At 69.3% G+C, this 15,329-nt stretch carries 14 protein-coding genes; 9 read left to right on the forward strand and 5 right to left on the reverse strand.

From position 1 onward, the window contains the following. Positions 1 to 218: 218 nt before the first annotated feature. From ACQEVI_RS14595 to ACQEVI_RS14615, 5 genes are all read right to left on the reverse strand, one after another. Positions 219 to 539, reverse strand: a complete 321-nt coding sequence (locus tag ACQEVI_RS14595) for a hypothetical protein (protein WP_432900085.1) — start codon at positions 537 to 539, stop codon at positions 219 to 221. After that, a complete protein-coding gene (locus ACQEVI_RS14600; RefSeq protein ID WP_432905945.1) occupies positions 536 to 2,281 on the reverse strand; it encodes an alpha/beta hydrolase in 1,746 nt (581 codons plus the stop codon). Before ACQEVI_RS14600 ends, ACQEVI_RS14595 begins: the two co-directional genes overlap by 4 nt. After that, the gene (locus ACQEVI_RS14605; protein ID WP_432900088.1) at positions 2,214 to 2,735 is read right to left on the reverse strand and encodes a hypothetical protein; all 522 of its coding nucleotides are present in this window, start codon (positions 2,733 to 2,735) and stop codon (positions 2,214 to 2,216) included. Before ACQEVI_RS14605 ends, ACQEVI_RS14600 begins: the two co-directional genes overlap by 68 nt. A 75-nt stretch (positions 2,736 to 2,810) precedes the next feature. Then, the gene (locus ACQEVI_RS14610) at positions 2,811 to 3,497 is read right to left on the reverse strand and encodes a hypothetical protein (protein WP_432900091.1); all 687 of its coding nucleotides are present in this window, start codon (positions 3,495 to 3,497) and stop codon (positions 2,811 to 2,813) included. A 280-nt stretch (positions 3,498 to 3,777) separates the two neighbouring features. Then, complete coding sequence (locus ACQEVI_RS14615; RefSeq protein ID WP_432900094.1) at positions 3,778 to 4,392, reverse strand: hypothetical protein; 615 nt, start codon at positions 4,390 to 4,392, stop codon at positions 3,778 to 3,780. A 314-nt stretch (positions 4,393 to 4,706) separates the two neighbouring features. Between ACQEVI_RS14615 and ACQEVI_RS14620 the strand changes: the two genes are divergently transcribed. The 9 genes from ACQEVI_RS14620 (at position 4,707) to nuoH (ending at position 15,322) form a co-directional block, all read left to right on the forward strand. After that, positions 4,707 to 6,014 carry a geranylgeranyl reductase family protein gene (locus tag ACQEVI_RS14620; RefSeq protein WP_432900096.1) on the forward strand — a complete coding sequence of 436 codons (1,308 nt, stop codon included), beginning with the start codon at positions 4,707 to 4,709 and terminating at the stop codon, positions 6,012 to 6,014. Positions 6,015 to 6,087: 73 nt separating this feature from the next. After that, positions 6,088 to 6,447: an NADH-quinone oxidoreductase subunit A gene (locus ACQEVI_RS14625; RefSeq protein ID WP_020016036.1), complete on the forward strand. Its 360-nt coding sequence runs from the start codon at positions 6,088 to 6,090 to the stop codon at positions 6,445 to 6,447. A gap of 79 nt (positions 6,448 to 6,526) precedes the next feature. After that, positions 6,527 to 7,078 carry a NuoB/complex I 20 kDa subunit family protein gene (locus ACQEVI_RS14630; RefSeq protein WP_419704328.1) on the forward strand — a complete coding sequence of 184 codons (552 nt, stop codon included), beginning with the start codon at positions 6,527 to 6,529 and terminating at the stop codon, positions 7,076 to 7,078. Continuing rightward, positions 7,075 to 7,851, forward strand: a complete 777-nt coding sequence (locus ACQEVI_RS14635) for an NADH-quinone oxidoreductase subunit C (RefSeq protein WP_432900101.1) — start codon at positions 7,075 to 7,077, stop codon at positions 7,849 to 7,851. The genes ACQEVI_RS14630 and ACQEVI_RS14635 overlap by 4 nt, the downstream gene beginning before the upstream one ends. After that, on the forward strand, positions 7,848 to 9,203 hold the full coding sequence (locus ACQEVI_RS14640) for an NADH-quinone oxidoreductase subunit D (protein ID WP_432900103.1): 1,356 nt from the start codon (positions 7,848 to 7,850) through the stop codon (positions 9,201 to 9,203). Before ACQEVI_RS14635 ends, ACQEVI_RS14640 begins: the two co-directional genes overlap by 4 nt. Further along, positions 9,200 to 10,042, forward strand: coding sequence for an NADH-quinone oxidoreductase subunit NuoE (gene nuoE / locus ACQEVI_RS14645; RefSeq protein ID WP_432900106.1), 843 nt, complete (start codon positions 9,200 to 9,202; stop codon positions 10,040 to 10,042). Before ACQEVI_RS14640 ends, nuoE begins: the two co-directional genes overlap by 4 nt. A 5-nt stretch (positions 10,043 to 10,047) precedes the next feature. Next, complete coding sequence (gene nuoF / locus ACQEVI_RS14650; protein ID WP_432905948.1) at positions 10,048 to 11,397, forward strand: NADH-quinone oxidoreductase subunit NuoF; 1,350 nt, start codon at positions 10,048 to 10,050, stop codon at positions 11,395 to 11,397. Continuing rightward, positions 11,394 to 14,021 (forward strand): NADH-quinone oxidoreductase subunit G, encoded by a 2,628-nt coding sequence (locus ACQEVI_RS14655; RefSeq protein WP_432900108.1) that lies wholly within the window; start codon positions 11,394 to 11,396, stop codon positions 14,019 to 14,021. Before nuoF ends, ACQEVI_RS14655 begins: the two co-directional genes overlap by 4 nt. After that, positions 14,018 to 15,322, forward strand: coding sequence for an NADH-quinone oxidoreductase subunit NuoH (nuoH, locus tag ACQEVI_RS14660; RefSeq protein WP_432900110.1), 1,305 nt, complete (start codon positions 14,018 to 14,020; stop codon positions 15,320 to 15,322). Before ACQEVI_RS14655 ends, nuoH begins: the two co-directional genes overlap by 4 nt. The last annotated feature ends 7 nt before the right edge of the window (positions 15,323 to 15,329 follow it).

Below are 15,329 nucleotides of genomic sequence, written 5' to 3' on the forward strand. Positions count from 1 at the left end.
GCGCGGCCAATCCTCGTGCACGCCGTTCATGGAGCGCGTAGAACCCGGCTACGGCGCGTACGACGTCGGGGTCTCCGCTCATGCCTGAACCGTCGCTGCGCGCGGCGAGCCGTTGCGCGGCTGCGTGCAGCTGCTCGGCGTGCCGGCCAGCCTGCCGCAGTGTCTTGTCGGCCAGGTCGGGGGCGATTCGGTATCCGGTCATGGTGTGCCGCTCCTCTTCAAAGAACCGCATCCATCCAGATGCTCGAGTGCCAGATGCCAATCGGGACGGAGATGGCTACGGCGAGCAGGCCGAATCCCGGTCCTTTCAGCGATGACCAGGTACCCCATCGCCGCGCGGTCTGTATCAGTGAGGCGACGATGACCACGGCGAGCAGGGGAAGCATCCAGATCCAGACCAGCCCAAACATGCTCACGAACCCCCATGCGAGACAGGCGACGAGCAGTGCAACATTCGCGAGTACGGACCAGCCTGCGATCGTGGGATCGACGGGCGGCCTCAGTTTGTGCTGATTCGCGTTCTCAGGTGTCGTGTTCATGAGTCGGCGGCGGTTCGGTCCGTGGAGGGGCTCACGACCGTGATGCTGACGTTCTGCGGGGCGGGAGGTTCCCTCAGCGTGAATCCGATTTCCACGTACCAGTCGCGTTCTTCCTTCTGGTCGTCGGAAAGGTCGTACGCATACTCGCCGCCCAACTCACGCAGATCGGGTTCGCGGGCGGTCCATCCTTCGTCCTCCAGCACGGCGGCAATGCGGTCGGCGGCTTGTTCGGGGGTGATGGTCGCGTCGGGGGCGATTTCGACGGACCCGTTCCAGTGCCAGTACTGCCAGGGGTGGTCCTGCCGGTCGTGACCGACGTCCTCCACGAACTGGCTCTGGCTGGCGATGATGTCGTCCTGGTAGCGGTCCACGCCCTCGATGGTGGCCATCAACCGGTCGGCGATCTGTTCGGACTGGATCTCGTACTCTTCGATCGTCACGTCGCTCCTCGTGCCGCACGCGGTGGTCATCGTCAGGATCACCGCGACGCACGAGGCCAGCAGGGCGGGTCGCCGGACTGCTTTCAAGCGTGTCATCGGGTTCCCCGGGGCTGTCGGTGAGTTCTCACGATTTCTCCTCTGTAGACAGGTCGAGCATGTTGGGCTGGTAATCGGGTGCTTGATGCCGTCGACCCGGGTAACGCCCCCGTACCGGCCCCACGGGTTATCGATGATCCGGTCTGGGGAGAAGAGCTCGATCTGGGTTCCGGTGAAGAAGCCGACATGGCCGTTGAACGCCGTCGATCCGACGTCGTACACGCTCGAGTGCTGCTTGAACAGGCCAGTTTCCTCGATGGTGCCGCTGGACGGGTCACCGTCCGTTTGGAACCCGGTCTCCGCGCGTATGACGCTCCCGACGTACGGCGGCGCGTCACCGTGGATACCGACGGGGTCCTGCTGGACCAGGCCGACCACGCCATCCCCGCGGCCGATCATCGTGTAGTGCGGCACGTCGCCGGTGTTCGGGAACTCGGTCACCGACTGCACCCCTTCGCCCAGACCCGCCGAAGAGGTGTACATCACCCGGTCGGCTCCCAGTCCCGCAGCCTCGCCCCGGGCCACCACGAGGCCCCCGTAGGAGTGCCCGTTGACCGCCAACACCGAGGAATCGGGACGCGTGTCGACCGCGGCGACGAAGTCGCGCAGCTTGGGGCCCAGGTCCAGGGCGTACTTCCCGTTGATCGCGTCCGGGATGCTGTTCGGGAACTGGCCACCTGCCCACGCGATCATCCCCGTCCGCCCGGGCCCGAACTTCTCAGCATTGGACCCAACGTAGAGGTCGTACGCGCGGGTGTCGGCGCCGTTGAAGTGGTCGATCCGGGTAAAGGTCCCCGGCACGTACACCCCGAGGTTCTCGACGTCGGCCGCGATGTCGCCGTTCTCGTCGTACCGACCGTGGTAGGTCGCAATAGCGTGCGCGCTTGGATCGAACGCCACAACCTCCACGTTCGTGCGCGTGGTCCTACGACCATTCGCGTCGTACTCGTTCTGCGGCGTATCCAGGTGCAGACAGTGCGCGTGCTCGCGGATCGGTCCGTCCAGCCGGTCCCGCTCGTTCTTGAGCCGGTTGAGTTCTGCGGTGATCTGCGCGTAGTTGCCGCGGCCGAACCGTTGGGCCCGGACCGCGTCCATCTGCTGGTTGATGCGTGCCTGTTGGGCACGCAGGCTAGCGACCTCACCGGTCAGGTTGATCTTGTTCGCGTCGGCGCGGTACTTCAGCGGGACGCCGTTCAGGTTCCCCATCACCAGGCCAGGCCTCGGGGCTCAGGACGGCGTCCATCAGAGGGCTCGACAGCCCGAGGGCTATGTCCTGGGCGGTCACCACAACACCGCTCCTGACCCGCGAACGGAACTCCGCGGCGTCGGCCTCCAGCACCGCCAGCTTCTGCCGCACGGGCATCAGCTCTTCCACGTAGGTGTCCATGAGCCCGCCGGCCTGGTCAAGCGCTTCCCACTCTTGATCGCCCGAGATCTTGAGTGGGTCCATCGTGCGGTAGAGGTCCTCGCCCTCGGGTGCCTGGTAGTGCTCTCGCAGGCCGGCCCACGTCGTATGCACGTCTCTGGAAGCCTGCCCGACGGACTGGCCGGTCTGGCGGCAGAAGCGTGCGTTCTCCGCTACGTCGTCCAGACTTGTCCACAACGCACCGGACCGGAACGGGAACACGTCCGGATCGATCAGTCCTGACGGGTCGGTCACCGCACTGTCCACAAGACCTCACACCTCCACTCGACACGTCCACTCGGATGTCCTGCGGGATCGTCCGGTCACCGTCTACTGCGTGATGACGTGGGCCTCGCCGACGACGATCTGGGTCTCGTTGGTGAGGTCGAGGGTGAAGGTGCCGGACTGGCCGGCGCCGTGCCAGTTGACGACCCAGTGGGACGTGGCCGTCACGGTGTACGGGTCGCCCTGCTTGGTATAGCGGTGGCCGCAGTCCGGGGAGTCCTTCACGCCGAAGCTGTCCTGGTAGACAGTGCCGGCGCCCTGGCAGGTGATGGTGGTTCCGTCGCCCATGTCCCAGTCGATGTCCGCCACTCGTCCGGTCGAGGTCACGGTCGCGCTACCCGCGTCCGCGGTCGCGGTCAGGGGGCCGATGGTGCGTTCTCCGGGGTCCTGCACCCACATCCAGACGGGCATCCCGACCAGGCCGACGCGACCGGGTTCGTTCTCGGGCACGATTCCGATGGGGATCTCGGTCGGGTTGGCGCGGGCGAAGGCGTCGCGGGCGACCTGCTCGACGTTGATGCTGCCCTCGGGGACGGGCGCCCACCACCGCAGGACGCAGTCCTCGGGTGGTAGGTGGATCCCGGCGGACTGGTCGCACGCCGGGATCCGCAGGATGCAGGTCATGATGACGCCGTCGTCGTGCCCCCTCCAGAGGGGATTCGTCTTCGCCGGTGGTGGATCCAGCACGGTCGCGTAGCAGCGTCCGTTCCACACGCCGCCGTCCCGGTCCATGCAGGGCACCTCCCTGACGCCTTCCCTGCAGACCAGCTCGCTGCCATTGGCGGGAGTCGTGTCACCGGGCGAGGAACCTCCGGGAGACTCGCCCTCTTGCCCCTCGCAGATCCACTCGCCATTTCCGTCAGGAACGCAGTTTCCGGTGTCCTGTCCAGGTGTATCAGCTGCGACGCCAGCATCGGCTGGTGGGCCGACTGCGACGGCAAGTGCCGTCAGGACACAGACCGTCAGCAGGATGGGCAGCCGGACTGTCCTCGCGAAGTGCATGCGACTCATGTCAGCACGCAGTCTTCTTCGAGTTGTTCTCCACGATCGTCCACTTCTCGCTGGGCTGCCCTTGCATCTCGATCTTCTTGACGAATCTGTCTGGGTAGGGATCGGCTATGGGAAGGGGCTTCCCGTCGGAATCGACTATCTCTGTTCCGGAGCCGTCGACACACAAGTCGAGATAGACCCGGTGGCCGCTGATGGTGGCCGCGAGCGGGTCGCCTTCATACCGGGTGTCGAGCACGTCGACGATCGGCTTCCTGTGCCCGACCATCTTGTAGCCCTGCTCGGCGAGGAACTCCCACTTCATGTACTCGTTGTTGAGGATGTCCGGATGGCCGAGGTAGAGCGCCAGTTCCTCGTAGCCGTTGGTGCCCGCCTTCTGGTGCTTCTCGTCGATCTCGAGGTACTCCTCGTACCGGCGCAGCGCGTCGTCGATACGTTCCTGCTGGGCGGCGACGAGCGGGTCGGCTGGCGTCGGCGACGCTGTGGGCGACGCGGACGCTGATGCGGGCTCCGAAGGAAGGCTGGACGCAGGATCCTCGCCACCCGTGCAGCCCGCCAGGACGACCACCAGGGCAGCGATGGCACTGAAGGCAACTGTCGGGCGGTTCGTGCTGACCATGTGTTCGGGTGGTCCTCTCAGGGCAGGCGGCGGGATAGCACGCCATCGCAGAGTATTGGGGCCTGACCGGCCTGTCATCGATTCACCCGCTTGGTGCGGCCCGCTTCAGTACCTCTCCTCGTGGCGCCGGCCTCGCTCCGGCGCCCCGGGACACCCCCGGCAAAGTAAGGGGAACCTTCCTACACAATCCCCCCTAAGTGTGGCTAGGGTGTCGGTGTTGTGACAGGGTTCACAAGGGCTTGTCACGAAGCCCGGTAGAACCCCGCACGGCGCGGTCAGCACCGACCAGCTGCGGGTTCCCAACGGGGGTGAACGTGCGAAGAGAAAGACGCGACGACGCGGACGTCATCGTGGTGGGCGCCGGTCCGGCCGGCTCGTCCACGGCGCACTGGTGCGCGGCCGCGGGTCTTGACGTCCTGCTCCTGGAGAAGGGCGAGTTTCCGCGGGACAAGATCTGCGGCGACGGCCTGACTCCGCGTGCCGTGGCCGAGCTGGTCCGCATGGGTGTCCCCACCCGCGAGGAGGACGGCTGGATCCGCAACCGCGGCCTGCGCGTCCACGGCGGTGGCCGCTCCTACGAGCTCGACTGGCCCACCCTCACGACCTACCCGGGCTACGGCATGGCCAAGTCCCGCATGACGCTGGATCACACCCTCGCCCAGCACGCCCAGGCCAGCGGCGCCAAGCTGCTGCAACGCACCAAGGTCACCGGCCCGCTCCGCGACGACGACGGCGGCCGCGTGGTCGGCGTGACCGCCCAGCCGCTCGACGCCCGCGGCCGCGCGGAGGGCCCTGTCAAGGAGCTGCGCGCCCCCGTGGTCGTGGCGGCCGACGGTGTCAGCTCGCGCTTCTCGCTCGCGATCGGTCGCGAGCGCCGAGACGACCGGCCCATGGGGACCGCCGTCCGCGCCTACTACCGCACCCCGCGCCACGACGACCCGTTCATGGAGTCGCACCTCGAGCTGTGGGACGGCGAGCCGGGCAAGAGCGACCTGCTGCCGGGTTACGGCTGGATCTTCCCGCTCGGTGACGGCACGGTGAACGTCGGCCTCGGCAGCGTGCACTCCACGCCCGCGCGCCAGTCGAAGGCGGGCATCGACTACCGGCGCCTCATGGAGACCTGGCTGGACAAGAGCGCACCCGAGGGCTGGGACCTGGTGCACGAGCCGGAGCGCGGGCCCATCCGCGGCGCGGCGCTGCCCATGGGCTACAACCGCGGCCCGCTGTACGCGGACGGTGTGCTCCTGGCCGGCGACTCCGCCGGCATGGTGAGCCCGTTCAACGGCGAGGGCATCGCCTACGGGCTGCAGGCGGGCCGGGTCGCCGCGGAGGCGATCAGCCAGGCGCGGCACAAGAACACCGACGCGGCCCGCGAGGCCACGCTCGGCACGTACGCGGACCGCATGCGCGACGACCTCGGCGGCTACTACACGCTGGGCCGCTGGTTCGTGCGGCTCATCGAGCACCCGGAGATCATGCGGCTCTGCGTCCGGTACGGGCTGCCCCGCAAGGTGGTCATGCAGTTCACGCTCAAGCTCCTGTCCGACTGCTACGAACCGCAGGGCGGCGACTGGGTGGACCGCGTCATCGCGGGTCTGACCAGGGTGGTCCCCCGCTCATGAGCAGTCGTACGCAGAGCGGTCGCACGCAGCGCATCACGCATCCGAAGGGCACGTCGTCCACGAAGGGCACAGCATGAACCCCTACGTACCGATCCTGATCCTCATGGCGATCGGCGCCGTCCTGGCGCTCGGTGGTGTCGCCGCGAGCGCGATCATCGGTCCCAAGCGTTACAACCGAGCCAAGCTCGACTCGTACGAGTGCGGCATCGAGCCGACGCCGCACGCTGTGGGCGGCGGACGGCTGCCGATCAAGTACTACCTGGTGGCGATGACATTCATCGTCTTCGACATCGAGGTCGTCTTCCTCTACCCGTGGGCCGTGGACTTCACGACGCTCGCGACGTTCGGGCTGGTGGCGATGCTGGCGTTCCTGGCGTTGATCACCGTGCCGTTCGTCTACGAGTGGCGCCGTGGCGGTTTCGACTGGGTCTGAGGCAGCAAAGGACTTCATGCACGGTGCCTGACGGCGTCGTGCGGCTACGCCGGGCGGGTCCCGGCAGCAAGGAGGAGACATGGGTGTCGAGGAAGCGCCGTCAGGTTTCCTGCTGACGACGATCGAGGATCTCGCCGGGTACCTGCGCAAGGCTTCGCTGTGGCCGGTCACGTTCGGCCTGGCGTGCTGCGCCATCGAGATGATGGCGGCGGGCGCGTCGCGCTACGACCTGTCGCGGTTCGGCATGGAGGTCTTCCGTGCGTCGCCGCGGCAGGCGGACCTGATGATCGTGGCGGGCCGGGTGAGCCAGAAGATGGCCCCGGTCGTGCGCCAGGTGTACGACCAGATGAGCGAGCCCAAGTGGGTGCTCTCGATGGGTGTGTGCGCGTCGTCGGGCGGGATGTTCAACAACTACGCCATCGTGCAGGGCGTCGACCACGTGGTCCCTGTCGACATCTACCTGCCCGGCTGTCCGCCGCGGCCGGAGATGCTGATCAACGCGATCCTCGGCCTGCACGACCAGATCCAGAAGGCGCCGCTCGGCGTGAACCGCATCGAGGCCGCACGGGCTGCCGAGGCGGCCGCCATGGAGGCCACGCCGACCTTCGAGATGAAGGGTCTGCTGCGATGAGCGACGTCACGCCCGGCGGCGACCAGAAGGCGGTGGCCGAGACGGTCCAGCCGCCCGAGGGCGCCGCCACGCTCGAGATCGTCGAGGTCAAGCGCGGCATGTTCGGCGCGGGCGGCTCGGGCGACACGTCCGGCTACGGCGGTCTGATCACGCCGATCGCCATGCCGGCGGCGTCGGCCCGCCCGTACGGGAGCTGGTTCGACCAGGTGGTCGACGTCCTGACCGAGGTGCTGGACGACGCCGCGAGAACCGGCGGACCCACCTTCGACCAGGCCGTCGAGAAGGTCGTCGTGGACCTGCACGGCGCGGCGAACGCCGACGCCCAGCAGGCGGAGCTGACGATCGACGTCGCCCGCGAGCACCTGGTCGCCGTCTGCCAGGCGCTCCGCGACGACCAGGACCTCCGGTTCGAGCTGTCGCTCGGCGTCAGCGGGGTGCACTACCCGCACGACGCCGGCCGGGAGCTGCACGCCGTCTACCACCTGGCCTCGATCACGCACTCGCGCCGCCTGCGGCTCGAGGTCGCGGCCCCGGACGACGACCCGCACATCCCGTCGACCACGTCCGTGTACCCGTCGAACGACTGGCACGAGCGCGAGACGTTCGACTTCTTCGGGATCGTCTTCGACGGTCACCCCGCCCTGACCCGCATCGAGATGCCGGACGACTGGGTGGGCCACCCGCAGCGCAAGGACTACCCCCTCGGCGGCATCCCCGTCGAGTACAAGGGGGCCACCGTGCCCCCGCCGGACACGAGGAGGAGCTACTCATGAACGCTCCCACAGCTGCTCCGCACGCGACCAGGCCCGCCGGGAACGAGGACATGTCGTCCACCGTTCGCGCCTTCGAGGCCTACGGCGACGGCGACTGGGACGACATCGCGCGCGAGGCGATCGGCGAAGAGCGGATCGTCGTCAACATGGGCCCCCAGCACCCGTCCACGCACGGGGTGCTGCGCCTGATGCTCGAGATCGACGGCGAGACCGTCACCGAGGCGCGCGCCGGCATCGGCTACCTGCACACGGGCATCGAGAAGAACATGGAGTACCGGACGTGGACGCAGGGCACCACGTTCTGCACCCGCATGGACTACGTGGCACCCCTGTTCCAGGAGGCCGCCTACTGCCTCGCCGTCGAGAAGCTCCTCGGCATCACCGACGACGTGCCCGAGCGCGCCTCCGTGATCCGCGTGCTGATGATGGAGCTCAACCGGATCTCCTCCCACCTGGTCTGCCTCGGCACCGGCGGCAACGAGATGGGCGCCACCACCGTGATGACCGTCGGGTTCACCGCCCGCGAGGAGATCCTGCGCCTGTTCGAGGCCGTGACCGGCCTGCGCATGAACCACGCGTACATCCGCCCCGGCGGGGTCGCGGTGGACACGCCGGAGGGGTTCACCACGCAGGCCCGCGAGGCCCTGAAGAAGGTGCGCGGGTACCTCAAGCAGCTGACCGACCTCATGCTCGCCAACCCGATCTTCAAGGCGCGCCTGACCGACGTCGGCGTCCTGAACCTGACCGGGTGCATGGCGCTCGCGATCACCGGCCCCGTGCTGCGCTCCACCGGACTGCCGTACGACGTCCGCAAGGACAACCCGTACTGCGGCTACGAGACGTACGACTTCGACGTCCCGACGGCGAAGGGTGCCGACTGCTACGACCGTGTAGTGCTCCGCATCGAGGAGTGCTACCAGTCCCTCAAGATCGTCGAGCAGGCCATGGAGCGGCTCGACCGCACCGAGGGCGAGCCGGTCATGGTGGCCGACAAGAAGATCGCCTGGCCCGCCCAGCTCGCGGTCGGCGGCGACGGCCAGGGCAACTCCCTGGAGCACATCAAGAAGATCATGGGCACCTCCATGGAGGCCCTGATCCACCACTTCAAGCTGGTCACCGAGGGCTTCCGCGTCCCCGTCGGCCAGGCCTGGCAGACCGTGGAGCACCCGCGCGGGGAGCTCGGCGTGCACGTCGTGTCCGACGGCGGCACCCGGCCCTACCGCGCGCACTTCCGCGACCCCTCGTTCAACAACCTCCAGGGCGTGTCCGTGATGTGCGAGGGCGGCCAGGTGGCCGACGTCGTCGTCGCCGTCGCCTCCCTGGACCCCGTGCTGGGAGGTGTGGACCGATGACCGCAGAGCCGGTAGAGAAGCCCACGACGAAGACCCGCTACCCCGCCGACGTCCTGGCCACGCTGACCACCGACGCCACGGCGATCATGGCGCGCTACCCGGACCCCCGCTCGGGTCTGCTGCCGATGCTGCACCTCGTGCAGTCGATCGACGGCTACGTGAGCCGGGACGGCATCCTGTTCTGCGCCGAGATGCTCGGCATCACGGCCGCCGAGGTCTCCGCCGTCGCGACCTTCTACACCCAGTACAAGCGCCACCCCAACGGCACCTACACCGTGGGCGTGTGCACCAACACGCTGTGCGCGGTGATGGGCGGCGACGCCATCTTCGACGAGTTGAGCGACCACCTCGGCGTCGGCCACGACGAGACCACCGACGACGGCGCGATCACGCTCGAACGCGTCGAGTGCAACGCGGCCTGCGACTACGCGCCCGTCGTGATGGTCAACTGGGAGTTCTTCGACAACCAGACGCCGGAGTCGGCGACGGCGCTCGCGGACAGGCTGCGCCTCGGCGAGGATGTCGCGCCCACCCGTGGTGCCGCGTCGGTGTGCTCGTTCAAGCAGATGAGCCGGGTCCTGGCGGGGTTCGACGACGGCCGCGCCGACGAGGGTGCCGGCGCGGGCGCGCCGACCCTCGCCGGGCTGCGGATCGCCCGCGAGAACGACTGGAGGGCGCCGGAGTCGCAGGTTGAGACCGGGGGCTCGACAGGCTCGACCAGCGGTGGTTCGGCCGCCGGCCCGGTCGGCAGGCCCGGCTCGTCCGCCGAGCGGCCGGCCGCTACGTCGTCCGACACAGAGGTCGGCAAGGACAAGAAGCCAGGGGAGGACGCGAAGTGACTGCCATCGCGACGCTGACACCGGTACTCACCGACACGTGGGACAAGGACCGGTCCTGGCGCCTGGCCACCTATGAGCGCGCCGGGGGCTACGCGGGCCTGAAGAAGGCCCTGAGGACCGCACCCGCCGACCTGGTGCAGGCGGTCAAGGACTCCGGCCTGCGCGGCCGTGGCGGTGCGGGCTTTCCCACCGGTATGAAGTGGGGCTTCCTGCCTCCGCCCGACGGCGGTCCGCGCTACCTCGTCGTCAACGCCGACGAGTCCGAGCCGGGCACCTGCAAGGACATCCCGCTCATGCTCGCCAGCCCCCAGCACCTCATCGAGGGCGTGGCGATCACCAGCTATGCGATCGGCTGCGACCACGCGTTCATCTACGTGCGCGGCGAGGTGCTGCACGTCTACCGGCGACTGCTGAACGCCGTCGAGGAGGCGTACAAGGCGGGCTACCTGGGCAAGAACATCCAGGGCTCGGGCTTCAACCTCGACGTCACGGTGCACGCGGGAGCCGGCGCCTACATCTGCGGCGAGGAGACGGCGCTGCTCGACTCGCTCGAGGGCCTGCGCGGCCAGCCGCGGCTCAAGCCGCCGTTCCCCGCCGTCGCCGGCCTGTACGCGCGGCCCACGGTGGTGAACAACGTGGAGTCCATCGCGTCGGTCCCCGCGATCATCGCGAAGGGCGCCGACTGGTTCTCCTCCATGGGTACCGAGAAGTCCCAGGGGCACGGCCTGTTCTCCCTGTCGGGGCACGTCACCACGCCCGGCCAGTACGAGGCGCCGCTCGGCATCACGCTGCGCGAGCTGCTCGACCTGGCGGGCGGTGTCCGCGCGGGGCACGAGCTGAAGTTCTGGACCCCCGGCGGGTCGTCGACCCCGATCTTCACCACCGACCATCTCGACGTCCCGCTCGACTACGAGTCGGTGGGCGCCGCGGGGTCGATGCTGGGCACGCGTGCGCTGCAGATCTTCGACGAGACGGTGTGCGTGGTCCGGGCGACGAGCCGGTGGACCGACTTCTACGCGCACGAGTCGTGCGGCAAGTGCACCCCGTGCCGTGAGGGCACCTACTGGCTCAAGCAGGTGCTGCACCGCATCGAGGCCGGCGAGGGCCAGGACGGCGACCTCGAGCTGCTGCTCGACCTGTGCGACAACATCCTGGGCAAGGCGTTCTGCGCGCTGGGCGACGGCGCCGTCTCGCCGATCACCTCCAGCATCAAGCTGTTCCGCGAGGAGTACCAGGCGCACATCGACGGCCACGGCTGCCCGTTCGACCCGAGCAAGTCGGCACTCTTCCCCTACACCCCCAAGACACGGACACCGACGGCCCTCGCGGGCGCCGGCGCCGGAGGTCACCGATGACCGTCACCACGAACAACCCGAAGACCGAGGCAGCACCGGTCGAGCTGGTCACCTTCACCATCGACGGCACCGAGATCAGCGTCCCCAAGGGCACGCTGATCATCCGGGCCGCCGAGCAGGCCGGGATCCAGATCCCGCGGTTCTGCGACCACCCGCTCCTGGCGCCCGCGGGCGCCTGCCGGCAGTGCCTCGTCGAGGTCGCCATGCCGGACCGCGAGGGCAACGTGCGGCCCATGCCGAAGCCCCAGGCCTCGTGCACCATGACCGTCGTGCCCGGCATGGTCGTCAAGACGCAGCACACCTCCGCCGCCGCTGACAAGGCGCAGCAGGGGGTCATGGAGCTGCTGCTCATGAACCACCCGCTGGACTGCCCGGTCTGCGACAAGGGCGGCGAGTGCCCCCTGCAGAACCAGGCGATGTCGAACGGCCGCGCCGAGACGCGGTTCGTCGACATCAAGCGCACGTTCCCCAAGCCCATCGCGCTGTCCACGCAGATCCTGCTGGACCGTGAGCGCTGCGTGCTGTGCCAGCGCTGCACCCGGTTCAGCGAGGAGATCGCGGGCGACGCGTTCATCGCCCTCCAGGACCGTGGGGCGCACCAGCAGATCGGCCGGTTCGACGAGGACGTGCTCGGGTTCGCCGGGGCCGAGTCGAGCACCGGCCCCGTGGACCGCCCGATCGGGGAGGCCACCACCGACACCTCCGGGCGGCCGTTCTCCTCCTACTACTCCGGCAACACCGTGCAGATCTGCCCGGTGGGCGCGCTGACCGGGGCGGGCTACCGCTTCCGGTCGCGCCCGTTCGACCTGGTCAGCACGGAGAGCATCGCGGAGCACGACTCCTGCGGCTCGGCGATCCGCATCGACCACCGCCGCGGCCAGGTGCTGCGCCGGCTGTCCGGTGAGGACCCGGTGGTCAACGAGGAGTGGATCACCGACAAGGACCGCTTCGCGTTCACCTGGCAGTCGGCCGCGGACCGCATCACCACGCCGCTCGTGCGCGAGAACGGCGAGCTGCGCCCCGCTTCCTGGGTGGAGGCCCTGGAGATCGCGGCCGCCGGCCTGGCCGCGGCGCGCGAGAACGGCGGCGTCGGCGTGCTGCCGGGCGGCCGGCTCACCGTCGAGGACGCCTTCGCCTGGTCGCGCTTCGCGCGGACGGCGCTCGGCACCAACGACGTCGACCAGCGTGCGCGCGTGCACTCCGCCGAGGAGGCAGCGTTCCTGGCGCACGTCGTCGCCGGGTCGGGGGTGGGCGTCACGTTCGGTGACCTCGAGCAGGCGCCCGCGGTACTGCTCGTCGGCCTGGAGGCCGAGGAGGAAGCAGGCATCACGTTCCTCCGGCTGCGCAAGGGTGCTCTCGGGAAGGCCAGGACCAGGGTCTTCTCCGTGGCCCCCTACGCCACGCGCGGCCTGACCCGCCTGAACGGCACTCTCCTGCCTGCCGCACCCGGCACCGAGGCCGAGTGGCTGACCAGCCTGACCACCAGCCTGGGCGGCGGCCTGTCCCCGGCGGACGCACCGACGTCCGACATCGACACCAGCGCACTGGCCCAGCCGGGCGCCGTGATCCTCGTGGGCGAGCGCCTCGCGGGCTCGCCCGGCGCGTACTCGGCGGCTCTCGAGCTCGCCGAGGCCACCGGCGCGCGGCTCGCGTGGATCCCGCGCCGTGCGGGCGAGCGAGGCGGCGTCGAGGCCGGTCTGCTGCCCGACCTCCTGCCGGGCGGACGCCCGGTCACGGACGCCGCGGCTCGCGCCCAGATCGCCCGGGCCTGGGGCGCCGAGGTCCCGGAGACCTCGGGCCGCGACACCGCGGGCATCCTCGCGGCGCTGGCCGACGGCGCGCTGGGCGGCGCGATCGTCGGCGGCGTCGAGCCCGCCGACCTGCCCGACCCGGCTGCCGCCCGCGCTGCGCTCGACGCAGCCGGGTTCGTCGTGAGCCTCGAGGTACGTGCCTCGGAGGTGACCGAGCGCGCCGACGTCGTGCTGCCCGTCGCGCCGCCCGTGGAGCGTGCGGGCTCGTACTGGAACTGGGAGGGCCGTGTGCGGTCCTTCGGTGCCGCGCTCGAGTCGAGCGCCCTGCCCGACCACCGCGTGCTGCACGTGCTGGCCCAGCACCTGGGGGTGGACCTGCAGGCGGCCTCACCGGCCGAGGCCCACCTCTCCATCGCCATGACGCAGCACAGCGCCTGGACCGGCGACCGCCTGACGGTCCAGGGCGGTGCACCGGCCGCGCCGCCCGCCGTCGGCTTCGGCCAGGCGGTGCTCGCCACCTGGCGGCTCCAGCTCGACGTGGGTCGCGGCCAGGACGGCGAGCAGTTCCTCGCCGGCACGGCCAAGCAGGCAGTCGCCCGCATGTCCGCCGCCACCGCGGCGGGCTTCGGTGTGGCCGACGGCGACCGGGTCGCCGTCAGCACGAAGCGCGGCGCCGTCGAGGTGCCCGCCGTGGTCACCGACGGGATGGTCGACGGCGTCGTGTGGCTGCCGCTCAACAGCGCCGGCAGCCGCGTGCACGACACGCTCGGCGCGTCGGCCGGCGACCTCGTCACCGTCACCCCCCACGTGTCAGAAACACAGGTCACCCCGGTGACCCACACGTCTGACAACTCTGAAAGGGGTGGGCGATGAGCCCCCTTGTTGCCGCCGCACCCGGCGTCGCCGCCGACTTCTCGCAGGAGACCATCTGGGCCTCCATCGTGAAGGCCGTGCTGATCGTGGTGTTCCTGCTGACCAGCGTGCTCTTCGCCATCTGGTTCGAGCGCAAGGTCGTGGCGCGCATGCAGGTGCGTCCCGGACCCAACTGGCACGGGCCGTTCGGCCTGCTGCAGTCGCTCGCGGACGCCATGAAGCTCCTCCTCAAGGAGGACCTGACGGTCACCCGGGCCGACCGGTTCGTGTACCTGCTGGCGCCGATGATCTCGGTGTTCTGCTCGCTGCTGGTGTTCGCCGTCATCCCGTTCGGGCCGAGCGTGTCGTTCTTCTGGACCGACTGGACCACCCCGGCGCAGCTCACCGACTTCCCCGTCGCGGTGCTGTACGTGCTTGCCGCCGCGTCGCTCGGCGTCTACGGCATCGTGCTGGGCGGCTGGGCCTCCGGCTCCACCTACCCGCTGCTCGGGTCGGTGCGGTCCACGGCGCAGGTGATCAGCTACGAGCTCGCGATGGGCCTGTCGCTGGTGAGCGTGTTCATCATGGCGGGGTCGATGTCGACGTCGCAGATCGTGTCCAGCCAGGCGCAGATCTGGTGGTTCATCCCGCTGGCGCCCGCGTTCGTGATCTACGTGATCTCGATGATCGGCGAGACCAACCGCCTGCCGTTCGACCTCCCCGAGGCCGAGGGCGAGCTGGTCTCGGGCTACATGACCGAGTACTCGTCGATGAAGTTCGCCTGGTTCTTCCTGGCGGAGTACATCAACATGCTCAACGTCTCGGCGGTCTGCGTCACGCTCTTCCTGGGCGGCTGGCGCGCGCCGGTGCCCGACGGGTTCCTCGGCGGCGCCCTGAACGAGGGCTGGCTGCCCATCCTCTGGTTCCTCGCGAAGCTCTGGGCGGTCATGTTCTTCTTCGTGTGGGTGCGCGGCACGCTGCTGCGCCTGCGCTACGACCAGTTCATGGTCTTCGGCTGGAAGGTCCTCATCCCGGTCGCGCTCGGCTGGGTCGTCGTGCTCGCCGTCGTGCAGTGGCTGCAGCGCATCCAGGGCGTCACCTACCAGCAGTTCATCCCCGTGATCGTCGGAGGCGCCATCGTCTTCATCGCGGTCATGTGGTTCTGGCCCGAGAAGAAGGAAGCGCCACCGGGCGCTGACGCTGGTGACGGCGCCGAGACGGAAACTGTCGACGCCTTCGCCGGCGGGTTCCCGGTGCCGCCGCTGCCCGGCGAGAAGCTGCCCCCGTCCAAGCGGTTCGGAAAGGAGGTCCACGGTGAGTGAGCAACAG

Origin of the sequence: Promicromonospora sp. CA-289599, from assembly GCF_050936155.1 — a bacterium.
GTDB lineage: Bacteria > Actinomycetota > Actinomycetes > Actinomycetales > Cellulomonadaceae > Promicromonospora.